Genomic DNA, 23,727 nt, shown 5'->3' with positions numbered 1-23,727 from the left:
TTTATAGAGGTGCGTAAGTGAAAATTAAACGATTTTTTGCCAAAGATATGCGCGCGGCATTGGCTCAGGTAAAAGAAACCTTAGGTTCTGACGCTGTCATTATGTCAAATAAAAAAGTCACCGGCGGAATCGAAATTGTCGCTGCTGTAGATTATGATGAACCTAAAGCCGCCATCGCATCACAAGCGCCGACTACCGGTTTTATGGATGTTAGTGACGATAGGGTGTCTTTAGGCGCTAAGCCTGTGATGAAAGCTCAATCAAAGGTGAATCCACCTCCGGCGGCTGATTCTTTACAGGCATTGCTTGAAAAGCAACATAACCGCATGAAGCAACAAATGTCTGTGCGTCAAGACGAACCTGAGTTACCAGAATGGGCCCGCCAATTACAAGGTGCTAAATCGGCCAAACCAGCATCAACTTCTCAATCGCAAATGGCTCCTGAACAAGCTAAAAAAACTAATAAAAACCAATCTGCCGATATGGATGCATTGCGTGAAGAGATGGCTTCACTACGAAGCTTATTGACTCATCAAGTATCATCTTTGATGAAGGACCAGAAAAAACGTACCGATCCTGTTGGTGCAATGCTTGAAAGTAAATTGATTGCGGCAGAGTTTTCTCCGGTAGTAGCTGCTAAACTGGCTGGATTAAGCCAGCACTATACGCCTGCAGATTTGGTGCGTGCATTACCGCAAAGTTTAGCTAACTTACTTGACAATCAAGGTGATGATATTGTTAAACGTGGTGGTGTTGTGGCATTTGTGGGACCTACTGGTGTAGGTAAAACAACGTCTTTAGCCAAAATTGCCGCCCGATTTGCTGCCCATCACGGCCCAGAGCAGGTCGCGTTGATTACCACAGATCATTACCGTATTGGTGCCTATGAGCAATTAGCCACTTACGGTAAAATAATGGGTTGTCCGGTCAAGCAAGCACATGATTTAACCGAATTAGAACAAATTCTCTATCAATTTAGAAATCGTAAGTTAGTATTAATTGATACCGCGGGTATGGGACAACGTGATATGCGTCTATATCAGCAACTTGATAATTTAACAGCAAATAGTAGGATCCCTATTCGGAGTTACTTAGTCTTATCTGCGACCGGCCAACGTCGCGTATTACAAGATGCTGTAGAACACTTTAAACGCATTCCATTATCAGGTGCAATTTTAACAAAGTTAGATGAATCAATATCAATTGCAGGTGCATTGAGCGTATTGATTCAAAATGAGTTACCATTAAGTTATGTTACTGACGGCCAACGTGTTCCTGAGGACATGAAAGTGGCTGATACGCTAGAGTTGGCTAAGCAGGCACTCTCGGCGTTAAATGAAACAGAACAACAATCGTCACAAGACACAGTGTGGTCTAATGACACAGCCTATGCATTTGAGTAAAGATATGACTCGGGATCAAGCAAGTGGTTTACGTATGATGAATCAACCAAATAACGATAAAGTTAAAGTCATTGCCGTATCCGGTGGTAAAGGCGGAGTGGGTAAAACGAGTGTGTCAATTAATACTGCCGTTGCATTAGCTGAAAAAGGCAAACGTGTATTAGTACTTGATGCTGATTTAGGTTTAGCCAACGTCGATGTCATGCTCGGGATCCGTGCTGAGAAAAATTTATCTCATGTTTTGTCCGGAGATGCCGAATTAGATGACATCATAGTACGCGGACCTAAAGGTATTGGCATTGTTCCAGCGACATCAGGTTCGCAAGCGATGGTTGAGTTGTCGCCAGCACAGCATGCAGGGTTAATACGTGCATTCAGTGAAATGCGTACTCAGTTCGATATTTTAATTGTCGATACTGCAGCCGGTATATCTGACATGGTGCTGAGTTTTTCTCGTGCATCACAAGATGTATTAATTGTTGTATGCGATGAACCGACATCGATTACCGATGCTTATGCATTGATTAAAATCCTAAGTCGTGAGCATGGCGTGTTCCACTTCAAAATTGTGGCAAATATGGTGCGTAGTTTACGAGAAGGTATGGAATTATTTGCTAAACTCAGTAAAGTGACGGATAGATTTCTAGATGTTGCTTTAGAACTAGTGGCAACAATACCGTTTGATGAGAATTTACGTAAAGCTGTTCGTAAGCAAAAGCTAGTTGTTGAGGCGTTTCCTAAATCACCTTCTGCTATTGCTTTCCATGGATTAGCCAATAAAATTATGACTTGGCCGGTTCCACAACAACCAGGCGGTCATTTAGAGTTCTTTGTTGAACGTCTTGTACAACGTAAGCCGATACAAGAAGGAAGAACGGGTGAATAAAGCCGCAGCGTATACTCAATTCGATAACAAAACGTCTATTGTTGAACAGTATGCACCGTTGGTAAAAAGAATTGCTCATCATATGCTGGCAAGATTACCTGCATCGGTGCAACTTGATGATTTATTACAAGCTGGAATGATGGGGCTACTTGAGGCTTCATCTAAATTTGATAACAGCAAAGGGGCTAAGTTTGAAACCTTTGCTGGTATTAGGATCCGTGGTGCTATGATCGACGAAATTCGACGTGGTGATTGGGTTCCTCGTTCTGTTCATCGCAATAATCGTCGTGTCGCACAAGTGATTGATGAATTAGGGCAGCAATTTGGGCGTGATGCTAATGATACAGAAATTGCTGAAAAGCTTGATATGTCACTCGATGAGTACCATCATATATTAAATGATGTTTCTGTGGGTAAAATCATAGGCATAGAAGATCTTGGTGTTTCGCAAGATGTGTTAATCACAAATAATGAAACACCAGATGAGGCCTTTGACTCACTTGCTGAAATTCAATTCCAATCTGCATTGGTTGAAGCAATTAAGACATTGCCAGAAAGAGATGCGCTAGTGTTGTCGTTATATTACGATGAGGCGCTAAATTTAAAAGAAATCGGTGCCATCCTTGAAGTTAGTGAATCGCGAGTTAGCCAGATATTAAGTCAGGCAATGCTCAGATTAAAAGCGAAACTCAAGCATTGGACACAAGAATAATAACTTATCTAGAGCAAACGAGTGTCAGCTCACCGGAGGAAACCTTGGACAAGAATATGAAGATTCTTATTGTTGACGATTTTTCAACAATGAGGCGTATCATTAAGAACTTGTTGCGAGATTTGGGATTTAATAATACCCAAGAAGCAGATGATGGCTCAACAGCCCTACCTATGTTGCAAAAAGGCGATTTTGATTTTGTGGTAACAGACTGGAATATGCCTGGAATGCAAGGTATTGATTTACTTAGAGCAATCCGTGCAGATGATTCGTTAAAGCATTTACCTGTGCTAATGGTAACTGCAGAAGCTAAGCGTGAACAGATTATTGCTGCAGCGCAAGCCGGTGTAAATGGTTATGTCGTAAAACCTTTTACCGCAGCTACGTTAAAAGAAAAGTTAGACAAAATCTTTGAACGACTCGCATAAGCAAGGATAAGTCATGCAGGCATCAATATCGGGGTTAATCACTCTCGAACAGGCCCAAGAACTTGTTGAATTGCTTACCTTGGGTCAACAAGATAAAGCCGATGAAATGATCAGAGAGCTTGCAACGCCATTGCAGCGTGAGCTTTTTGAAGAAGTCGGTAAGCTAACTCGACAACTCCATAGTGCACTAAAAGATTTTCAAGTTGATAACCGTTTATCTGAATTAGCCAATACCGAAATACCAGATGCTAAAGAAAGATTGAACTATGTTATCGACATGACAGAACAAGCTGCAAATAAAACCATGGATGCAGTTGAAGAATGTCTACCTTTGGCCGATACCATCATTAGCAATATACAATCAGTGACGCCAATGTGGGATAAATTGATGCGTCGTGACATAGAAATGGGTGAGTTTAAGTCACTTTGTCATGATGTTCAGCAGTTTATGTTACATAGTGAAAATGATTCTAATCGTCTTCGCGAGTTATTAAATGAAATTTTGATGGCGCAAGACTTCCAAGATTTGACGGGGCAAATGATCCGTCGAGTGATTGATTTAGTTCGTGAAGTAGAAAGTAATCTGGTCTCAATGCTAACGGTATTCGGAGATCATACTACCGAATCATTGCCAACTATAAACGAAAATAAAATAGAAGCAGAAGGTCCCATCATGCATGCTGAACTGCGTGAAGATGTGGTGACAGGTCAAGATGAAGTAGACGATCTGCTATCAAGTCTGGGTTTCTAATTAGGAGTCAATTTAATGTCTTTTGATGTTGATGAAGAGATACTCCAGGACTTTTTAATTGAAGCTGGCGAGATTTTAGAGCTTCTACAGGAGCAGCTAGTTGCTCTTGAAAATAATCCTGATGACAGTGATTTACTCAATGCTATTTTCCGTGGATTCCATACTGTTAAAGGTGGGGCTGGTTTTTTAAGTCTAAAACCGATGGTTGACGTGTGTCATGAAGCTGAAAACACGTTCGATTTATTACGCACCGGTAAACGTGGCGTAAATGCAGAATTAATGGATATTATTTTGCAAGCGGTCGACGCGATTAATTCCATGTTTGCTCAAACTCAACAGGGAGAATCACAAGACCCTGCTGATTCTGCATTACTTGCAAAACTCAAATTACTAAGTTCAGGTGCGCCATTACCTTCAGAAATGTCGGCAGATGAGCCAGAACCAATTGAAAATATTGTTGAATTCAGTGATCCTGAATATGTCGAAGATATTAGCATTCCCTCAGCGGAAGTATCTGACACTGGTAGTATTGATGACATTGATGAGTCAGAATTTGAGGCGTTGCTTGATGCCTTACATGGTCCGGGTAAAAGTCCTGTTGCAGCTAAACCTTCTGAAGTAAAAAAAGACAATATTGATTCAAAGCCTGCCGCAAGTAGTAGCGATGAAATCACTGATGATGAGTTTGAAGCATTATTAGATGAATTACATGGCTCAGGTTCATTTGAAGCTAAAACCAAACCTGCAGCTCCAACTAAGCCTGCTGCAACGCCTATTGTTGAACCCCTTGTTGATTCTGATGAAATAACTGACGATGAATTTGAGCGTCTTTTAGATGAATTACACGGAAAAGGTACTGCGCCAGTTGCTAAATCGCAAACGCCTCCTCCAGCTCAACCTACTAAAGCCGTTGCCCCTCCGCAAGCAGCAAAAGTTAGCCCAGCTCCTGTTGTTAAACCAGTAGCGACATCAGTCCCTGTAGTTGCTCCAAAGGTTGAACCTGTAAAAGACAAAACACCTGCTAAAGCGGCGTCTGTCCCACAAGGTGAAACAACGGTTCGTGTTGATACTGCTCGTTTAGATCAAATCATGAATATGGTTGGTGAGTTAGTGTTAGTGCGTAACCGATTGGTTAGTTTAGGCATTAATCGTGAAGACGAGGAGATGTCCAAAGCGCTAGCAAACCTGGATTTGGTTACGGCTGATTTACAAGGTGCGGTGATGAAAACCCGCATGCAACCGATTAAGAAAGTTTTTGGTCGCTTCCCGCGTGTTGTTCGTGATTTAGCACGTACCTTAAATAAAGAAATTGATTTAATCATGATTGGTGAAGAAACCGATCTTGACAAAAACTTAGTCGAAGCGTTAGCCGATCCTTTAGTCCATTTGGTTCGAAACTCAGTCGATCACGGTATCGAAATGCCGATAACTCGTGAAGCTAGCGGTAAATCTCGAACCGGTACCATTACCTTATCGGCTAGCCAAGAAGGTGACCACATCCTGCTTAAAATTGAGGATGATGGCGCGGGAATGGACCCTGAGAAGCTAAAACAAATTGCGATAAGTCGTGGTGTGCTTGATGAAGATACCGCCTCGAGAATGACCGATAACGAAGCTTACAATTTGATTTTTGCCCCAGGGTTTTCAACCAAAGTTGAAATTTCAGATATTTCAGGCCGTGGAGTGGGCATGGATGTGGTGAAAACCCGCATCAACCAACTTAACGGTACTGTTTATATTGACTCAATGAAAGGTAAGGGTACTGTTCTCGAAATTAAAGTGCCATTAACTTTGGCTATTATGCCAACATTGATGGTTGATGTGTCTAATCAAGTTTTTGCACTACCATTATCAAGTGTGAATGAAATCTTTAATTTAGATTTAACAAAAACCAATATAGTCGATGGTCAATTGACGGTGATTTTCCGTAATAAGGCCGTGCCATTATTTTACCTAGAACATTGGCTGCACAGTAAAAAATCAACATTTAAACATGGTGATAAGAAGCATGGTCATGTGGTTATTGTTCAGCTTGGCACTATGCAAATTGGTTTTGTTGTAGATGCATTGATTGGACAAGAAGAAGTGGTCATTAAACCGCTTGGCAGTATGTTACAAGGTACTCCAGGTATGGCGGGTGCGACAATTACATCCGATGGTGGTATTGCACTGATTTTAGATGTGCCAGGACTGCTAAAACATTACGCTAAAAGCAAAAAAATAAAATAAAAATAAAAGTTCCATTATTTAAGGAATTAAATGGCCATAAAAGTACTAGTTGTAGATGATTCTAGCTTTTTTCGACGTCGAGTCAGTGAGATTGTCAATCAAGATCCTGATCTCGAAGTCGTTGCCGTTGCTGTTAATGGCAAAGAAGCTGTTGATATGGCTGCAAAGTTAAAGCCTCAAGTCATTACGATGGATATTGAAATGCCTGTGATGGACGGTATAACTGCTGTCCGTGAAATTATGGCTAATAATCCTACTCCCATTTTAATGTTTTCATCGTTAACTCATGATGGTGCTAAAGCGACACTTGATGCGTTAGAAGCAGGTGCATTAGATTTTTTGCCAAAACGTTTTGAAGATATAGCAACCAATAAAGACGATGCGATTCTTTTGTTACAGCAACGAATTAAAGCATTAGGTCGACGTAGGATATATCGGCCAAGTTCGTTAACACCTACTTCATTACCAGAATCTCGTCGTTCAACGATTGCGGCTCCAGATATCAACACGCCTCGTCGTCCGCTAAGCAGTCGTTTAGCTTCCACAACAACGCCTGTAGCGACTCGTTCCAGTTTATCCACAACCTTAGCAGATCGTCAGAGCGCTAATCCGACAACGTCTACAATATCGTCTATTCGGGCCAGTGGTAAGCAATATAAATTGTTACTCATCGGGACTTCAACCGGTGGGCCAGTAGCATTACAGAAAGTATTAACTGCATTTCCTGCAAATTATCCTCATCCCATAGTGTTGATACAGCATATGCCTGCGGCGTTTACTCCAGCCTTTGCAGCTCGTTTAAATACCTTGTGTAAAATTGAGGTAAAAGAAGCCGAAAATGGTGATGCCATGCGCCCTGGTTGTGCTTATTTAGCGCCTGGAGGCATGCAGCTCATGATTGAGCGAAGCGGTATTTCTGGAAGACTTAAAGTCATTTCCGGAACCCAAGAAATGAACTATAAACCGTGTGTTGATATTACTTTTGCATCAGCATCCAAAGCTTTTGGCGGTGATGTTTTAGCGGTTGTATTAACGGGAATGGGCGCAGACGGTAGAGAAGGTGCCAGAATGTTAAAGTCTGTCGGTGCCACTATTTGGGCGCAGGATGAAGCAAGCTGCGTGGTATATGGTATGCCTCAAGCTGTAGCATCAACCGGTATCGCAACTCACTCTATTTCATTAGATAATATGGCTGAAGCTATTTTAAAAGAGTCTAGTCGTGGCTAAGCCAGAATACTCATTGCAGACGAAGCAAAAACTGGGATTTTTTTTGTCCTTTATTGCCATAGTAGTATTAGCGGGTTTGTATATTGACGCTGATCAAAAAGTGACGTTATTAGAGCAGGATGTAGCACGATTAACGGCGTCTCAAGTGTTATTGATGGTACCCGATGATCAGGCCGCTAATATTGCTAATTGGTTAACTCAACATCCTGAACAAACTCAAGCAATCATAGCGTCAGCAGGAAAAAAACAAGCACAAAGTGTGCTGTTTGGTCCGGGTTCTTTAGATGATGCATCGCTTACTGATATTGATAAGGTAGAGCACGATACTGATGTTTCTGCTGAACAAAATGATCAAGAAGTCATAGTGTCAGAAGATGCTCAGGGGGTTAAAGTGATCCGTTTACCTAATGGTGGCATCCGTGTAACAACCCGCGATGATAAACAACACAAGTAGTAGTCAATTTACCATAACAATATCATTATAATGAGTTGAGAGGCTTCTTTGAAAGTATGGACGGTAGCTAACCAAAAAGGTGGGGTAGGTAAAACCACCACAGTAGCCAGTTTAGCCGGAGCATTGGTTAAACGTGGCCAACGAGTGTTGATAATCGATACCGATCCTCATGCTTCATTGGGCTATTACTTAGGTATTGATTCAGACGAAGTGCCTTGCTCGCTTTATGATGTTTTTTTGAATCATCAAACACTGACCCAAGATTTTATTTTACAAAATGTGCTTCCAACTCAAATTGAAGGGCTTGATATCATTCCGGCTAATATGGCGTTAGCGACACTTGATAGGTCACTAGGTCATCAAGAAGGAATGGGGTTGGTGTTACGTAACTTATTGTCATTGCTTGAAGATAAATATGATGTTGCTATTATCGATTGTCCGCCAGTATTAGGGGTGTTAATGGTTAATGCATTAGCAGCAAGTCATCACATTATTATTCCTGTTCAGACTGAGTTTTTGGCGATAAAAGGACTCGAACGTATGGTGAAAACCATGGAAATAATGGGGCGTTCTAAGAAAACCCGTTACAGCTATACCGTATTACCTACAATGTATGACAAGCGCACTAAAGCGTCCCCAATAGCGTTACAATTTTTGCAGGATAAATATGCTTCAACACTGTGGCCCAATGATGTAATACCTGTAGATACAAAATTTAGAGATGCAAGTTTGGCTCATTTACCCGCATCACATTATTCAGCCAGTAGCCGAGGTGTAAAAGCATATAATCGTTTGCTGGATTTTTTATTTTCTCAGGAGTTTACTCATGTCAAAATCGGTTGATGAAACTGTTTTTGATTATTTCAGTCTTTTATTACAGGAATCGCCTAAACCGATTACTGAGCAAAGCCTTGAGGTAAAACCAAGTCTTTCTGTTAATTCCGTTAATGACATCACCGATAAAGTGTCCATTATTAACGACGACAAACCGACTCGTATGTCGGCTGAAATGACGTTATCGGCACATTATTCACAACTAACATCATCTAAAGCCTCTCCTGTCATTGCTAGGCAATATGCAGAGCCAACTACCAGTGTCGATAAACAGGCACTTGAAAAATTATTATCTGCTGTGTCTAAACCCAGAGTAGAAACCGATTTAACGCAACAGATTAAAGCCAGTGCAGAACGAGTTCGTCAGGCTATCACTCATATTGAGCCTGAAGTTGGCATTAGTCGTGCAAAAATACAACAAACAGAATTAACGAATAAAGAAATCAAGCCGTTAGTCGATATAAACAATAACGAAAGTTCACATGCTGATATAAAAGACGCTATTATTAAGCATGAACAGTTGGTAGAGAATTCGCCGACGCAAGAGCACAATGCGCCACAGACTCAGGTTGGACACCAACCGCCCAGTATTACTCATGATTTGCAAGAGTTACTTGAAGATGAATTTCAGGTGTTATTCTTCAATGTAGCAGGGTTAACACTCGCTGTGCCATTGGTGAGTTTGGGTGGGATTATAAAAATAGAGAAGATAAGCCATCTTATCGGTAGGCCATCTTGGTTTAAAGGGGTGCAAACCCACCGAGATACTAAAATAAATGTGGTTGATACGTGCGCGTGGGTGATGCCTGAAAAATATACTCCAGAATTAGCACAGACAGTAAATTATCAATATCTTGTTATGCTTGAAGATAGTCAGTGGGGATTAACGTGCGAATCGTTAGTTAACGCCGTTAAAATAGATAAATCACACGTCAATTGGCGTGAGAAACCGGGTAAGCGTCCTTGGCTTGCTGGGGTAGTAAAACAACAAATGTGTGGCATTTTACATGTTCAAGCATTAATCAAAATGCTTGATGCAGGTTTAGGTTGTCAGGATTCGATTGACCGAGGTTAACTATGAGCAATTCTAGAAGTGTAGCAGCGGCTACTGCAGCTAAAGACGATTTAGTATTACAATGGGTTATATTTAAGCTAGATAATGAAACCTACGGTATTAACGTAATGCAAGTTCAAGAAATATTACGTTACACCGAAATTGCTCCTGTACCAGGTGCACCAGATTATGTGTTAGGTATTATTAACTTACGCGGAAACGTGGTAACGGTTATTGATACTCGTTCACGTTTTGGTTTGCCATCAGCCGAACTGGATGATTCTACTCGAGTGGTTATTATTGAAGCTGAAAAACAAGTGATCGGGATTTTAGTTGATAGTGTCGCTGAAGTGGTTTATTTACGTCGCTCAGAAATTGATAACGCGCCGAATGTGGGCACTGAAGAAAGCGCTAAATATATTCAAGGCGTGAGCAACCGCGATAACGAATTATTGATTCTTGTCGACTTGGATAAATTATTATCTGATGATGAGTGGGTAGAGTTAACACAAATTTAATCGTAATCTGATGAAAAAAGCCAACCGAATTACTGTTGGCTTTTTGTTTTGGCTTTAATTTTGTTTTTTTTGGTTGAAGCAACAAAGGTATGTTAATGGGTGATGAATTTCTAATTGCAGCTTTAGTGTACGTTATTGCATGTCTTGGTTTGGTACTTTACTTACAAAAACAGTCGAGTAAATTAAAAACTAAAGTTAATGCCCTAACAGTGCTAGTAAAAGAAAGCGACCGTCAGCGGGAAGCTGTTAAACGTGAACTACACGAATTGCGCAGTGGTACTATTGGTGTAGGAAGGCGCGTTGTCGAATTAGAGAAAAAACTCTCCAAGCAATTTGATATGCTGGAAGAAGCTAGCCAGCAAGACCCTCAAGCCAAATTATATTCTAGGGCAGTAAAAATGGTGGGTTTGGGGGCCGGTATTGAAGAGTTAATGCAAGAGTGTGAGTTACCTAAAGCAGAAGCTGAATTAATATTACGCCTACATCGAAAATAGCCCGTTAACCATTAGCTCGCAATAATAAAAGCCATCGACTTGATGGCTTTTTAGTGGGAAATTTTAAATCTCTTACGGCTAGGCGTACTATTTGCGGCGCATTTTTGCGACAAACATGCCATCACTATTGGCTTGCTGAGGCCAAATTGTCAGCATATTACACGGTTGCCCAGTAAAAGGATGGATGACCGGTTCAAGTTCAAACTCGGCTGTTTCTGATAAAAAGTCTTTTACAATTTGTTCATTTTCACTAGGTGATAAAGAGCACGTAGCATAAACCAATTTACCGCCTACTTTTACAGCCACTGCGCTACGTCGTAAAATGGCTAGTTGTAGCATCGGTTTATCTGTTACTGCACTGGCATCATCAAGCCATCGCATATCTGGATTTCTACGCCAAGTACCTGTGCAGCTACAGGGTGCATCGACTAACACTCCGTCAAAGGTATTCGCATCTACAGGCAATACGTCGCCTTTCCAAGGTGCAACACTAATATTATCAAAACCTGCACGTTTGGCACGCTTGCGTAGCTCTTCCAACGGTTTAGTTCGAATATCAGATGCAATAATACTGCCCGTTAAGGCAGAGCCTTGCTGCAACATTAATGAATATAATTGCAGTGTTTTGCCGCCAGCACCACTACAAGCATCCCACCATTTTTCATGGTTACTTGGTTGACAAATTTGACCAATTACTTGCGAGGCTAAATCTTGGATTTCAAGATAACCTTGTTTATAAACATTTATTTCATTTAGATTAATACTTTTATTACCTAAATTTATGGCATCAGAAAAGTAACTATTCGCTTTTGCTTCAACGCCCGCTTGTCGAAGAGATTCGATCACTTTTTCTGTTGATAATGTTTGTGCACGAGCCCAGATCGGAGGTCGACTGCTCATTGCATTCACAACAGCATATTGATTAACATCATCAATAGGGCAAACTTGCCAAAACCATTGTGGTAACAACTGGGTTAGTTGACAGGTATCAATGCCACTTACATTAATAAAGGCGGTTAATTTGTCATTCAATGAAGGGGTATTTATCAGTTCAACCTGGTCCGGGCGGGTTTGAGGCCAACTTGCGAAGTCATTCCAGGCAGTAGTAACGTCATTCCATTCATGTTGTTCCAACATCGCGCATGTGCTTAGCTGTTGAAACCATGTAGTGTGTTTTTGGCTTGAATTTAATTGCTTTAACCAGCCCCACCAGCGAAATAGACCAAACAAACTTTCGCGGATCACTCGCCTATCTTTTGACCCATGTTTTTTATGTTCACGAAAATATTGGCCAATGATTCGATCGGCAGGCATGTTGGTACTCATAACCTGATTAAACAGTGTCTCAATAGTGGTTGAATAACTTAGGGCTCGCTTTTGTGCTGGTGTCGTCGCAGCTATTTCTTGCGCATGTGTCTCGTCCGATGTGGTTGCGTTAGACATGGCGGGAATATTATGACTCATGAATTGACCTGATATTGCCGCACAGCACATAACCGATGCTGTACAGGGGACTATTTCTTGCTAGTTTAACACGGCTTATCTAAATGATGAGCTAAAACTATGTTGGCCAAAATGACATCATACCTTAGCGACAATCTTGTAATAATAAATAATTCTCAAAGGTTATCACCCGCGTTCTGTGTTAAATAACCTGAGCTCGGGATAATAAACGCCTTTCAAACAGCCCTTTGTCCTGCTAACTGTGTTGAATCGACTTACTATAGGCTAGCTATTGACGCGTCAATTCGCCTTGCTAGCATAACAAATGACAAGCTTGAAAGTGAGCTTGGTTAACATGCTGATTTTAAATAGCTAAGTTCATTCCTTATCCCGAGTTCAGGTTAAATACGCTTATTCACGTCGTCGAAACGACGCTTCTATGATGATGTTATGATTCACTCTCACTAAAAGTCTAAATCTAATGCAAAACATAGATAGGCCATTAGCGCGCGGGTATGTTGATATTCTCGTGCACAAAATTCAACAAAATCAGCCTGACATACTTGTTCTGAACTAATTGGTTTGATGGCAATAAAGTCTTTTCGCCTGAGCTCGGCAATCATTGGGTGATGTTTATCAAACCCTCGTGGAGGTCTAATTAAACTATCTCCCGTTAATTCAAATCCTGCTTGTGATAGTTGAGTTAATGCTTTTTGATAAGCATTAGGGTTTTCATCAATACAATGACGAATGGCATTGAGATCTTTTGATTCTGGGTGCCAAATACCCGCGGCAATGAAGCATTCATCATTAGCGATGTGAACATAAAACCCCGGAGCATGGACATCTTTGGCTTGAAAGTGTTTAAACTGAATGCCGACATTGGTTTTATAAGGCGTTTTATCTTTGCTAAAGCGACTGTCGCGTTGTGGGCGCATTAGACTGCCGCCAACTTTTTTAGCCACGGCGATGAATCGTGGCGACAAACCTAAAATAGGCCCTTGCATGGCTTCTATAAACTGTAAAGCTGGCGTTCTCACTTGATCTTCGTATTGCTGTTGGTTGGCTTTAAACCATTCTCTATCGTTGTTAACTGCTAGACTGTTTAAAAAATCGAAACTATGCTGACTGAACATGACGGTACCTTTTTTTTACAATAGCGATGCAGATATTAATGTTATAATTTGGCTATCATGTTAAACAATGTCTACTCTGAGTGAAATAGCTAGGGTTGATTTAAGCCATTAATATTGTGCACGTTATTTGAACATTTAAATGTTAACTCTGTATTTTTTGTATTAAAAAACAAGGTAAACGTTAGTTTTTGGCGCTTTAGGTATGGTCGTGTTGTTGTTGTAACTTACTGACATAGAAATTTTTTTTAAATATGTTGTTAATGTTAGTTTGATATAAATAAAGTGTTGGTGTTAAAATTGTTTTGAAGGCTATATTTTTGACAAAAACCTTGTCGGTTAACGTTTGGTTAACAAAGCGTATACGTTGAGCAGTGCAATCAAAAACTTAATTGTGGCGTCTGCTCAAATATTGAATTTATAGAAAGATAACACTTTGGAATGAATAATTCCTCTACAAGAAAGGATTGACCATGACTGAACATTCCCTCGGTATTGTGGGTTGGCGTGAATGGGGCACTTTTCCTGATATTGGCAACGAAAGAGTCAAAATCAAAGTGGATACTGGCGCAAAAACATCTTGTTTACATGCGTTCAAAATAAAACCGTTTCAAAAAGAAAACCAAAAATGGGTTCGAGTCTGGCTTCATCCTGACCAAGGTTCAGATCGTGAAGTCGTATGTGAATTTCATGTATTTGATCGCCGAGATGTTAGTGACTCAGGTGGTCATGTAACGAAACGCTACGTGATAAAAACGCCGATCTTAATCGGTGATCAACTTTTTGACATCGAACTGACGTTAACCAATAGAGATCACATGAAATTTAGAATGTTATTGGGACGCCGCGCATTAGAAGGGCGTTTTTTGGTTAATTCAGCAGAATCATTTCTAGCAGGAGAATAACAAATGCATATTGCAATAATGTCGAGAAATAAGAATTTATACTCGACAAGTCGGTTAAAAGAAGCTGCTGAAGCTCGTGGTCATATTGTCAATATTGTTGACCCATTAAAGTGTTATATGAACATCAACATGAATGCGCCTAGCATCCATGTTCGCGGTGAAGAACTGCCAAAATTTGATGCGGTTATTCCGCGTATTGGCGCATCTGTCACCTTTTATGGCACCGCGGTATTGCGCCAGTTTGAGATGATGGGAACACATCCATTAAATGAGTCGGTCGCGATTACTCGCTCACGTGACAAGTTACGTTCATTGCAACTATTATCACGTAAAAATATTGGTTTACCAGTAACAGGTTTTGCCAATAAACCGGCAGACATCCCCGATTTATTAGACATGGTCGGTGGCGCCCCTTGTGTGATTAAGCTACTTGAAGGAACCCAAGGTATTGGTGTTGTCTTAGCTGAAACTCGCAAAGCGGCTGAATCTGTTATTGAAGCCTTTATGGGCCTAAAAGCTAATATCATGGTGCAAGAATATATCGCAGAAGCCGGTGGTGCAGATATTCGTTGTTTTGTTATTGGTGACAAAGTGATTGCCGCGATGAAACGCCAAGCATTACCTGGCGAGTTCCGTTCTAATTTACACCGTGGTGGTTCTGCTAGCATTGTTAAATTAACGCCTGAAGAGCGCTCAACCGCGTTACGTGCCGCTAAAACAATGGGTTTAAATGTTGCTGGCGTAGATATTTTACGTTCTAAACACGGTCCATTAGTGATGGAAGTTAACTCATCTCCTGGTCTTGAAGGTATCGAAAAAGCTACCGGCATTGATGTTGCTGAAAAAATCATTCAGTTTATTGAGAAAAACGTTAAATCCACAAGTTCAAAAACGAAAGGTGTTGGTTAATGGTAAAAAAGCATGAACCGTTTGTTATCGGTGATGTTAGCGTAGCGGCAGGCACTCAACAAAGTGTCAAATTGCCCGCAGCAAAACTGTATAACGATACACCGATGGATTTGCACGTTGAAGTGTTTCACGGCACTAAAGCGGGACCTGTTTTATTGGTTTGCGCAGCAATCCATGGTGATGAGTTAAATGGCATTGAAATATGTCGACGTTTGCTCGGTCGTGTTAATGCTAAAACCTTAAGGGGAACCCTATTAATTGTTCCCATCGTTAACGTGTTTGGTTTTATTCAACAATCTCGTTATTTACCGGATCGTCGCGATTTAAATCGATGTTTTCCGGGCTCTGCTAAAGGTGCGCTAGCGAGTCGTTTAGCCCATTTATTCAGCAGTATTTTAGTGAAACGTGCAACCCATATTGTCGATTTGCATACCGGTGCTATCCATCGCGATAATTTACCGCAGATCCGTTGTGACACCGACGATGAAGTGATGCTCGACATGGCAAATGCCTTTGGTGCTCCGGTGATAATGTCATCAAAAGCACGTGAGGGTTCAATGCGTGGTTATGCCAACAGCCTGAATATTCCTTGTATTTTATATGAAGCAGGTGAAGCATTGCGCTTTAGTGATATGTCGATTAAATCTGGCGTTAATGGTGTTATCAATGTGATGCGCTGTTTAAGTATGACTAAAGGCAAAATTAAAACTAAAAGTACCAGCGTCAATGCCAGCCGCAGTTATTGGGTCCGCAGTGAGTCTGATGGATTAGTAAATATTAAGCTTAAATTGGGTGAGCGCGTCTCTAAAGGGCAGGTGTTAGCCAATATCGTTAACCCTTTGGGTGGTGAACCATTGCCATTGCTAGCGCCGACAGACGGAATTATTATTGGCAACAGTAATATTCCCGTGACCAATGAAGGCGAAGCCTTGTTTCATATTGCGCAATTTAGCGGTGACGAGATAGAAATCATCAACGATAACCTTGACGATTTTATGCAAGAATACGCTTAATACATTTGTACATTGATGTTTGTTTTGTGTAAATGGCCCTGTTGCTGCTCAAATTGAATATTGTTAGCTGATTGAGAGCACGACTTGGATCATTTGAGCGTCAAATTAATATGTGGGGCAATACATTGCCTCACATATTAAGCCTTCACCACTATATCCCCTTAAGAAATAACTCACTTTTGCAGTTAACCTGTTAAGCTCTGCCCTGGGTAGTCGCTTGGGTAAATCGATAAATACGCCTTAGCAGAATTTATCTATATCATCGTGTATATTGTAAGTATTAGGGTGAAATTAATTATTTAATTGACAATTTTCAAATACATATCAAACTATAATGACTTATAATAAATAGGGATATGGCACACTCACAATAGTGATGACATTTCTCCACCACCTTATTAAATGGAAGTTCTGTCTATGCACCTTTGGTGTAACAGATAGCATTAATGAGTTTTCTTATTCACTATACCGAGACAAGGATGTCAGTGCCTATGCGCAATAATCAACCCATTACCCTTAATCAGTACCACTTCGATGATGATGTTCGTTTAATTTCAGGAACCGATCTGCGCGGTCATATTATCTACTGCAATGATGCTTTTGTTGACGTCAGCGGCTTCGACAAAAATGAATTGATTGGTAAGCCACATAATCTTGTGCGTCATCCTGATATGCCAAGTGAAGTATTTAAGGATATGTGGGCATGTATCTCTAGTGGTAAAGTGTGGATGGGGCTGGTTAAGAATCGCCGTAAAAATGGTGATTATTATTGGGTTAGTGCATTTGTTACGCCAGTATTTGATAATAATAAAGTCGCCGGTTACGAGTCCGTTAGGGTGACTGCATTACCAAGCGAAATTGCCCGTGCTGAAGCGGCTTATGCCAGAATAAAAGCTAAAAAGTCACCAAGACCACTTCATGCAAAAATAAAACATCAAGTCATTAAATTATTACCGGCTTGGTTACCCATGTTTATTTTGTCCCTTGTATTAACTGAATTTTGGGGCGTTCTCCCTGGTGCAATAGGGTTATTCACGCTTGTAGTATCAACGGCATGGTTGGGCTATAAACAGCAACAAGATTGGTATGAAGTGGTCCAACTTAATCCTAATTCGTTTACAGATCTCATTGTTGCAGAAACCTATTTTGCTGACTTTGGCGCCAAAGCGCAGGCAAAATTAGCGTTGGGTTGCGAAGTTGCCCGTTGTCGTACTGCGATGACGCGGATTGAAGATGCTGCAAAATCATTAGATGGCATTGTCGAACACACCCAAATAGAGGCTGAGTCAACGGCTAAAGCGGTGAGCTTACAAAGTGGAGCAACACAACAAATTGCCTCGGCAATTACCCAGATGTCCACTGCTATCCAAGAAGTGTCCGCGAACGTTGAACGTAATGCTTATAGTGCAAAAGAAGCGTTAGACAATGTTAATGCAGGGGCTCAACTGGCTAATGAAGCTAAGCAATCTATTGATGAGTTAAATCTCTCTGTCGCGGATATCGCCAAAACAGTACGCGAGTTATCTGAATCTACAAGTGAGATAGGTCAAGCCGCCAGCCTGATTTCGAGTATTGCCGATCAAACTAATTTGTTGGCCTTAAATGCTGCTATTGAAGCTGCTAGGGCGGGGGAACAGGGTCGTGGCTTTAGCGTTGTTGCAGATGAAGTGCGCTCCCTAGCACTGAAAACCCGCGAATCCACCGACAGAATTCACAGCATTGTGAGCGTATTAACGAAGCGAGCCAGTAATGCCGTTCAAGTGTCGGTTAGTGGTGAACAAGCGGCCAGTAAAGGTGTTGAAATTGTTGATAAAACACGTAATGCATTAGCGTCGATTAACCAATCCGTTGAACAAATCACCCAACTTACTTTAGATATGTCCGCGGCGGTAGAGCAGCAGAGTGCAGTAGCTGAGCATATTAATCAGCAAATTATTGATATTGCTGATTCTGCAGAAATTACTAAAGCTTCATCAGAAAAATCGCTACATAACAGTAGTGAATTGGGCCAGTCAGTGTTAATGGTTCGATCTATTATCAGGCGCTTTGCTGTAGGGACCTTAGGTAAGAAATAGACGATATACCACAGCATCTTTTACAGCGTCAAAATAGGCCAGAAATCATTGCGATTACTGGCCTATTTTATTGTGTCTCTTATTAAAGATTTTATTACGCTACTGATTAGAGTTTAAAGCGTTCAACAGAGGTGGTAAGTGAGTGAGCTAATTGATTTAATTGCTGGCTTTGCTGTGTCATTGAAGCTGACTCATGGGCATTTTTTTCTGCTGAATCGGCTGTTTGAGTCATCGTTTGCTCTATTTGTTGGCTATGGCTTACTTGTTCATTGGCTGCATGAGTAATGCTTTGGCTCATGCCATTAATGGTGCTAAGCGCCGCCTCTATTTGCTCGATTGCATCATGCAACGACTGGCTTTGTTCTACACATTCACTGGCTCGTATTTGCCCTTGTGAGATGGCTGTCACGGCATAGGTTGTTTCTTGTTGTAAGGCACTAATCATGGTTTGAATTTCGGCGGTTGCTAATTGCGTTCTAGAGGCTAATGAACGCACCTCATCAGCAACAACGGCAAATCCACGCCCATGCTCACCGGCCCTAGCGGCTTCAATCGCGGCATTTAAGGCCAACAAATTAGTTTGATCGGCAATCGCACTGATGGTGGTTAAAATCCCACCAATATTATCACTGTGTTGACTGAGCTTTGCCATGGTCTCGACTGAGTCGCGCAAGCTGGTTGATAAGGCTTCAATACGGAAACGGTTATCATTAGCAATGGTTTTTATTTGTACTCCTTGCGAAGAGGCTAATTTAACATGTTGCTCTGATTCTGAAGCTTGCTCATTGACTTGATTTGAACTGTGATGTATTTGCTCTGCAAGCTGCTTAGCTTGATTAATATTGTTAATTTGTCCGGCGGCCGAATGGGATATTGTCTCGCTTTGCGCTTGCGAGCGAAGAGCGGATTCATCTAGCAAGTGTGCATCACGGCTAATGGCTTGCAATAAATTAGTTAGATCGTCAGACAGTTTATTGATGTTATCCATCAGCTCGCCAAATTCATCATTATTTCGTTTGGTTAATCTCCGAGATAAATCACCGCTGGCAATGCGCGATAATGCACTGTTAATGGCTTGTAGAGGGCCTAACATGGCTTTTGAGGTAAAGTAATAGATAAACATCGCCATTAACACAAACACCACTGCCATCGTAATAGCAAAAGTTTGTGCGGTACTTACTTCATCAATCGCAACCATTTGTAATTGATGGAACCTTTCGTTCGCAAGCTTTACTAATTGATCTAACTGATTGTTAGTGGCATCAAAAAAGGTGTTGGCTTGCAAGTTACTATTCTCAGCTAAGCGCTGCTGATTGACGACATTTTGTTGCGCGAGATACAAGCTACCGGGGTTATCGGTGAAGTTTTTAATTGTTTGCAAGTTAGTGTCAAAATCTACAAATAGCTCAGTAGCACCCAAAGGCTCTGCTTGTTGGGTTAAGTAGTTGCCATTAACCGTAATATTACCTAATAACATGGCCACATCTTGTTTATGAATATTAACGGCATCAACAGAGGTTAATCGGCCAAGTTCTGTCATGGTATTGCCCAGAGTAAACAGCATGTCGTCGATGCGTACTCCGCCGCCAATGACTTCGTTTAATAACTGCTGCTCGCCTGAAGGGGCGTCTATCAGTTCTAAATCAATCATATTATTACTGGCATTAATTCGAACATCATCAAATTGTTGTTTTAACGCGCTGAAGCTGTCGCGGTTTTGTCCTATTTCAAGTTTAGCGCCGAACATGATGTGCGATTGCTGTTCGTACTGCTGGTATGATTTTTGAGCTTGCGTTAATGACTGAAGCATTGTGGGTTGATCAGCAACTTTTGCAGATAATGTCTTTAATACCTCTCTGAACTCTAGTTGTAATTGCTTGAACTGCTTATAACTGAGGTCAATATTGTCATTATCGATTTGTGAATAAGCTAAACTGCCGGTTTTAGCCATTTTTAATAAGGTAATTTGTAAGGCATTTGACTGGTTTTGTACCGGTACTGCTAACGTTTCGATATTAATATTGGCTGTTTGAATTTTACTCAAGGAATGATAAAAAAAACTACTTCCAGCAAGCAGTAATAAGCCAATTGAGGCAAATCCTAATGCTATTTTTTGTTTGATTGTCAATTCGAATATTGTCATTTAGTCTCTCATATTGTTATTTTTCTGACGTCATTCTTACTGTATTAATAATTAATCAAGCATGATTTTTGTCCAATAGTGACAAACTCTAGAGTAGTTGGTTGTTAAAATAATGTAAATGGCATTGTGTAAAAATAGAAATATACCTTTGTTTTTATAGTTATATTTTACTTTTTCAATCCAAATAGATATTGAGCATGTGTGCCAATTGATTATGATTAATGAGCAATATCATTGAACCATTCACAATCTAATAGGCAAGCGATAATGCTTTGGGTATGATTTAAAAAGAGTCGTTGTTCTATTTTGAAATAATTCGCTTTATTGTTAGAAGGATTACTCTTATCACTATTTCAATTATTCGAGGTTAATGTGAGTTTACAATCCGTTTCGCTAACGCAATCAGATGGGCAAGTACGCCTCGTCTCGCCATCAAAAATCATTTGTATTGGGCGTAATTATGCTGAGCATATTGACGAACTCGGTAATGAAATTCCTGATGATATGGTGGTGTTCCTTAAACCAAACTCAGCCATTACCACTACTTTGTGTAGTCACTTAGGTGAGCCTTTACATTATGAAGCCGAACTATGCTTTATGGTGAATAATGGTCAGTTTAGTGCGGTTGGTGTTGGGCTTGATATGACTAAGCGTGAGCTGCAAACCAATTTAAAAACCAAAGGCTTACCGTGGGAGCGTTCTAAAGCTTTTGATGGTTCGGCGTTATTCAGCGAATTTATTGCTATAACCGCAGAGATAAAAGATTGGTGCTTTCAATTAACCATTGATAATGCCGTGACGCAATTAGGTCATCAGCAATTAATGATGTACCAGCCACACGCTATTTATAACGCTGTCAGTGAGTTTATGAGCTTAAATGATGGTGACATTGTGATGACAGGCACACCTAAAGGCGTAGGCGTGGTGACAGAAAATACTACCTTTGAGTTGAGCTTATGGGCAAATGTACCATTTACTGCATTTGAGGCTGCGCTGTCGGGGGATAAACCGGTTGAACAGCTTTGTGGTAACCCAGAAATCGTTAAGCAATGGCTGGCTAAATAACGCTAGGTTTTGAAATAAACAATGCTCGAAAAAAATGACCCTCTTATTAAAGAGGGTCTTTTTTTATGAAGACATTAAATGGGTATTAATGCTATTGCATTAACGCTACGGCTTCCATGTCTAGCTCGATATCAGTGCAACCTTTAGCGCAATAAATCCCTGGGGCTTTAGCGTTTTTTGGTGCCTTTTTTGTATTAGGCGGTAATTGCAGTGTCAGTGGTTTATTACAGTCGCTGCAAGTTGCGCTGTTGCCTTTGAGCATGCGTTTTATCAGATTTTTTTGTTGATTAAACGATGCCAATGTCGGGTCATTAATCGCTGAAAAATCGAGTTTCTGGGTATCGCTCATGTCGGTTCCTATCTTTCTAGCTGAGCTCGCAATAAAGCGAGATCAATCTATTCACTTGGTCGATCACTTTACTTGATCAACTGGGCGCCAGCGTTGTAATGCTACCGGAAGGCTAACACCTTGTGCTGTTAATAAATTAACTCGGGCCAAATAAGCTGCGCCATGCATTAAGTGTTTGGCTAAGTCTACTGCATGACGCTGGGTGTAGTCATCTAAATAACTGCCTTTAGCCCATGCGTTAAATGCGCCGAGTGCCGGACCAGCCCAGATTTGATAATCCATCTCGCGACCAAGCTCACCAGTGTTTGACCAACGGCTAGACAGACCTAAGTACCAACGGAAAATCAGCGCCATTTTACGTTTAGGATTATCTTTAGCACGCTCGATTTGCTTTGGATCGCGCTCATTAAAATGCGCTACCGTGCCAGCCCAAATATCATCCAGGCTTGAGCGGAATACTTGTTTTTCAAGTTTTTCACGCTCGTCGCTTGGAATGGCTTCAATAGAGTCATAGCGGGTATAAATTTCGTATAACTTGTTGGCGCGCATTGGAAATAAGGTGCCACGTTTTACGACTTGCAGCTTAACGCCCATTTCGAACATATCGGCAGCAGGTGCCATCGTCACATCGGCCATTTCGGTGGTGGCCAGTAATTTACGAGTATGCTCGCTGGCTCCCGCTTCTACACAAGCCTGGTTGATTGAACCGGTAACAATGTAGGCTGCGCCCATATGAAAAGTCGCCAGTGCTGCGTCAGGCGTGCCAACACCACCACCGGCACCAACCCGAATAGGGGTTTTATACTTGTACTGTGCTTGTACTTCATCTTTTAATGCCAAAATAGTCGGCAGTAAAGTGACTAATGGTCGATTGTCTGTATGACCGCCAGAGTCTGCTTCAGCAGTAATATCATCAGCCATAGGCACTAATTGAGCCAGTTCCATTTGTTCTGCGCTAATAAGACCTTCATCCACCAACTGTTGCAGTATTTTAACTGGCGCAGGTTGCATAAACTTAATCGCCACTTCAGTACGGCTAATTTTCGCAATTACTTTATTGTCTATTTGCACATCACCGTGTGCGTCACGGCTTAAGCCTGCTGCGCGGTAATAGACAATTTGTGGGGTTAAGCCTAAAAAGGCAGATGCCTCAACAGTACGCACTTTGTGTTTTAAAAATAGCTCGACACTGCCACGTTCAAGTGCGGGTTCACTTGGGCTGTGGATTAAATTAAACGCATAAGGCCCGTTTGGCAGCGCGGCTTGAATGCGGTGAATCGCTTGCTCAACTCGAGATGGAATTAACCCTGCTGCGCCAAATGAACATAAAATACCAGCCTGACCTAACGCAATAACCAGTTCTTCAGAAGAAATACCATTGGCCATTGCGCCAGCATGATAGGCGAATTTTACCCCATGCACGCGGCGGAAATGACTGTCACCTAAGCTTTGGGTGCCAAGGGCAGGGGCAAATGCACTGACTGGCAGTGCACTTGCTGCAGTAATAGCATCGGTTACGACTTGGGCTTGCTGAGCAACCCCTAAGCCTTGTTGTGTGTCGTTAACCACATAACACGCTTGTGATAAATCTTTAAGCTTCTTATCCATGCCTACAGGGTCAAAACTGACGTGTTGCTGGCTAACTTGCCATGGCCAAGGAGAAAGCTTTTCGTTATGCACTTGAGTTGTCATTATTATTCCT

Annotated in this window: 22 protein-coding genes; 17 read left to right on the top strand and 5 right to left on the bottom strand. The window is 41.3% G+C overall.

The features are described from left to right. Positions 1–17 precede the first annotated feature (17 nt). The 12 genes from flhF (at position 18) to AAEY97_RS02705 (ending at position 10,990) form a co-directional block, all read left to right on the top strand. Entirely contained in the window at positions 18–1,403 is a 1,386-nt protein-coding gene (flhF, locus tag AAEY97_RS02760; protein ID WP_350996382.1) for a flagellar biosynthesis GTPase FlhF, read from the top strand. A gap of 4 nt (positions 1,404–1,407) precedes the next feature. After that, complete coding sequence (locus tag AAEY97_RS02755; protein WP_124732590.1) at positions 1,408–2,289, top strand: MinD/ParA family protein; 882 nt, start codon at positions 1,408–1,410, stop codon at positions 2,287–2,289. Beyond that, entirely contained in the window at positions 2,282–3,001 is a 720-nt protein-coding gene (locus tag AAEY97_RS02750; RefSeq protein ID WP_350996379.1) for an RNA polymerase sigma factor FliA, read from the top strand. The genes AAEY97_RS02755 and AAEY97_RS02750 overlap by 8 nt, the downstream gene beginning before the upstream one ends. Before the next feature lie 44 nt (positions 3,002–3,045). Then, positions 3,046–3,429 (top strand): chemotaxis response regulator CheY, encoded by a 384-nt coding sequence (gene cheY, locus AAEY97_RS02745; RefSeq protein ID WP_011919599.1) that lies wholly within the window; start codon positions 3,046–3,048, stop codon positions 3,427–3,429. A gap of 13 nt (positions 3,430–3,442) precedes the next feature. Then, positions 3,443–4,180 carry a protein phosphatase CheZ gene (locus AAEY97_RS02740; RefSeq protein ID WP_101085377.1) on the top strand — a complete coding sequence of 246 codons (738 nt, stop codon included), beginning with the start codon at positions 3,443–3,445 and terminating at the stop codon, positions 4,178–4,180. A gap of 15 nt (positions 4,181–4,195) precedes the next feature. Next, positions 4,196–6,409: a chemotaxis protein CheA gene (locus AAEY97_RS02735; RefSeq protein WP_162022668.1), complete on the top strand. Its 2,214-nt coding sequence runs from the start codon at positions 4,196–4,198 to the stop codon at positions 6,407–6,409. 30 nt (positions 6,410–6,439) lie between these two features. Then, a complete protein-coding gene (locus tag AAEY97_RS02730) occupies positions 6,440–7,636 on the top strand; it encodes a protein-glutamate methylesterase/protein-glutamine glutaminase (RefSeq protein ID WP_101085375.1) in 1,197 nt (398 codons plus the stop codon). A gap of 52 nt (positions 7,637–7,688) precedes the next feature. Further along, on the top strand, positions 7,689–8,090 hold the full coding sequence (locus tag AAEY97_RS02725) for a membrane anchored protein in chemotaxis locus (RefSeq protein ID WP_502959428.1): 402 nt from the start codon (positions 7,689–7,691) through the stop codon (positions 8,088–8,090). A gap of 48 nt (positions 8,091–8,138) precedes the next feature. Next, complete coding sequence (locus AAEY97_RS02720; protein ID WP_162022671.1) at positions 8,139–8,933, top strand: ParA family protein; 795 nt, start codon at positions 8,139–8,141, stop codon at positions 8,931–8,933. After that, positions 8,917–9,999 carry a chemotaxis protein CheW gene (locus tag AAEY97_RS02715; RefSeq protein WP_101085372.1) on the top strand — a complete coding sequence of 361 codons (1,083 nt, stop codon included), beginning with the start codon at positions 8,917–8,919 and terminating at the stop codon, positions 9,997–9,999. The genes AAEY97_RS02720 and AAEY97_RS02715 overlap by 17 nt, the downstream gene beginning before the upstream one ends. Positions 10,000–10,001: 2 nt before the next feature. Further along, complete coding sequence (locus AAEY97_RS02710; protein WP_011636681.1) at positions 10,002–10,496, top strand: chemotaxis protein CheW; 495 nt, start codon at positions 10,002–10,004, stop codon at positions 10,494–10,496. Positions 10,497–10,591: 95 nt separating this feature from the next. Next, positions 10,592–10,990 (top strand): DUF2802 domain-containing protein, encoded by a 399-nt coding sequence (locus AAEY97_RS02705; RefSeq protein WP_059747932.1) that lies wholly within the window; start codon positions 10,592–10,594, stop codon positions 10,988–10,990. An 87-nt stretch (positions 10,991–11,077) separates the two neighbouring features. Here the strand turns inward: AAEY97_RS02705 and AAEY97_RS02700 are convergent, their stop codons facing one another. Together AAEY97_RS02700 and AAEY97_RS02695 are read right to left on the bottom strand one after the other, a co-directional pair. Then, positions 11,078–12,454, bottom strand: a complete 1,377-nt coding sequence (locus tag AAEY97_RS02700; RefSeq protein WP_350996371.1) for an RsmB/NOP family class I SAM-dependent RNA methyltransferase — start codon at positions 12,452–12,454, stop codon at positions 11,078–11,080. A 443-nt stretch (positions 12,455–12,897) separates the two neighbouring features. Then, on the bottom strand, positions 12,898–13,569 hold the full coding sequence (locus AAEY97_RS02695; protein ID WP_350996368.1) for a DUF2461 domain-containing protein: 672 nt from the start codon (positions 13,567–13,569) through the stop codon (positions 12,898–12,900). A 470-nt stretch (positions 13,570–14,039) separates the two neighbouring features. Between AAEY97_RS02695 and AAEY97_RS02690 the strand changes: the two genes are divergently transcribed. From AAEY97_RS02690 to AAEY97_RS02675, 4 genes are all read left to right on the top strand, one after another. Further along, positions 14,040–14,471 carry an ATP-dependent zinc protease family protein gene (locus AAEY97_RS02690; protein ID WP_011636685.1) on the top strand — a complete coding sequence of 144 codons (432 nt, stop codon included), beginning with the start codon at positions 14,040–14,042 and terminating at the stop codon, positions 14,469–14,471. Between the two features lie 3 nt (positions 14,472–14,474). Beyond that, positions 14,475–15,380 carry a 30S ribosomal protein S6--L-glutamate ligase gene (gene rimK, locus AAEY97_RS02685; protein ID WP_101087737.1) on the top strand — a complete coding sequence of 302 codons (906 nt, stop codon included), beginning with the start codon at positions 14,475–14,477 and terminating at the stop codon, positions 15,378–15,380. Then, entirely contained in the window at positions 15,380–16,393 is a 1,014-nt protein-coding gene (locus AAEY97_RS02680; RefSeq protein WP_350996366.1) for a succinylglutamate desuccinylase/aspartoacylase family protein, read from the top strand. The genes rimK and AAEY97_RS02680 overlap by 1 nt, the downstream gene beginning before the upstream one ends. Positions 16,394–16,884: 491 nt before the next feature. Continuing rightward, positions 16,885–18,468 (top strand): methyl-accepting chemotaxis protein, encoded by a 1,584-nt coding sequence (locus tag AAEY97_RS02675; protein WP_350996363.1) that lies wholly within the window; start codon positions 16,885–16,887, stop codon positions 18,466–18,468. Positions 18,469–18,574: 106 nt separating this feature from the next. On the opposite strand, the gene AAEY97_RS02670 is transcribed toward AAEY97_RS02675, so the two are convergent. After that, positions 18,575–20,611, bottom strand: coding sequence for a methyl-accepting chemotaxis protein (locus tag AAEY97_RS02670; protein ID WP_350996360.1), 2,037 nt, complete (start codon positions 20,609–20,611; stop codon positions 18,575–18,577). 372 nt (positions 20,612–20,983) lie between these two features. Here AAEY97_RS02670 and AAEY97_RS02665 point away from each other — a divergent pair, with 372 nt between their 5' ends. Then, the gene (locus AAEY97_RS02665; protein ID WP_350996357.1) at positions 20,984–21,676 is read left to right on the top strand and encodes a fumarylacetoacetate hydrolase family protein; all 693 of its coding nucleotides are present in this window, start codon (positions 20,984–20,986) and stop codon (positions 21,674–21,676) included. 91 nt (positions 21,677–21,767) lie between these two features. Here the strand turns inward: AAEY97_RS02665 and AAEY97_RS02660 are convergent, their stop codons facing one another. Beyond that, a complete protein-coding gene (locus AAEY97_RS02660) occupies positions 21,768–22,025 on the bottom strand; it encodes a hypothetical protein (protein WP_182743860.1) in 258 nt (85 codons plus the stop codon). Between the two features lie 63 nt (positions 22,026–22,088). Continuing rightward, on the bottom strand, positions 22,089–23,717 hold the full coding sequence (pfaD, locus tag AAEY97_RS02655) for an eicosapentaenoate synthase subunit PfaD (RefSeq protein ID WP_350996353.1): 1,629 nt from the start codon (positions 23,715–23,717) through the stop codon (positions 22,089–22,091). Positions 23,718–23,727: the final 10 nt, after the last annotated feature.

The organism is Shewanella sp. TB7-MNA-CIBAN-0143 (genome assembly GCF_040310065.1).
In the GTDB taxonomy this organism is placed as follows: domain Bacteria; phylum Pseudomonadota; class Gammaproteobacteria; order Enterobacterales; family Shewanellaceae; genus Shewanella.
The sequence above is the reverse complement of the archived record's forward strand: the minus strand, read 5'-3'. Positions and strand labels throughout refer to the sequence as shown.

Bases quoted from the DNA above. Each gene is read 5' to 3' on its own strand.
- AAEY97_RS02755 (WP_124732590.1), top strand. From the start codon at position 1,408: ATGACTCGGGATCAAGCAAGTGGTTTACGTATGATGAATCAACCAAAT.
- AAEY97_RS02740 (WP_101085377.1), top strand. From the start codon at position 3,443: ATGCAGGCATCAATATCGGGGTTAATCACTCTCGAACAGGCCCAAGAA.
- AAEY97_RS02735 (WP_162022668.1), top strand. From the start codon at position 4,196: ATGTCTTTTGATGTTGATGAAGAGATACTCCAGGACTTTTTAATTGAA.
- AAEY97_RS02730 (WP_101085375.1), top strand. From the start codon at position 6,440: ATGGCCATAAAAGTACTAGTTGTAGATGATTCTAGCTTTTTTCGACGT.
- AAEY97_RS02715 (WP_101085372.1), top strand. From the start codon at position 8,917: ATGTCAAAATCGGTTGATGAAACTGTTTTTGATTATTTCAGTCTTTTA.
- AAEY97_RS02710 (WP_011636681.1), top strand. From the start codon at position 10,002: ATGAGCAATTCTAGAAGTGTAGCAGCGGCTACTGCAGCTAAAGACGAT.
- AAEY97_RS02705 (WP_059747932.1), top strand. From the start codon at position 10,592: ATGGGTGATGAATTTCTAATTGCAGCTTTAGTGTACGTTATTGCATGT.
- AAEY97_RS02700 (WP_350996371.1), bottom strand. From the start codon at position 12,454: ATGAGTCATAATATTCCCGCCATGTCTAACGCAACCACATCGGACGAG.
- AAEY97_RS02695 (WP_350996368.1), bottom strand. From the start codon at position 13,569: ATGTTCAGTCAGCATAGTTTCGATTTTTTAAACAGTCTAGCAGTTAAC.
- AAEY97_RS02690 (WP_011636685.1), top strand. From the start codon at position 14,040: ATGACTGAACATTCCCTCGGTATTGTGGGTTGGCGTGAATGGGGCACT.
- rimK (WP_101087737.1), top strand. From the start codon at position 14,475: ATGCATATTGCAATAATGTCGAGAAATAAGAATTTATACTCGACAAGT.
- AAEY97_RS02680 (WP_350996366.1), top strand. From the start codon at position 15,380: ATGGTAAAAAAGCATGAACCGTTTGTTATCGGTGATGTTAGCGTAGCG.
- AAEY97_RS02675 (WP_350996363.1), top strand. From the start codon at position 16,885: ATGCGCAATAATCAACCCATTACCCTTAATCAGTACCACTTCGATGAT.
- AAEY97_RS02670 (WP_350996360.1), bottom strand. From the start codon at position 20,611: ATGACAATATTCGAATTGACAATCAAACAAAAAATAGCATTAGGATTT.
- AAEY97_RS02660 (WP_182743860.1), bottom strand. From the start codon at position 22,025: ATGAGCGATACCCAGAAACTCGATTTTTCAGCGATTAATGACCCGACA.
- pfaD (WP_350996353.1), bottom strand. From the start codon at position 23,717: ATGACAACTCAAGTGCATAACGAAAAGCTTTCTCCTTGGCCATGGCAA.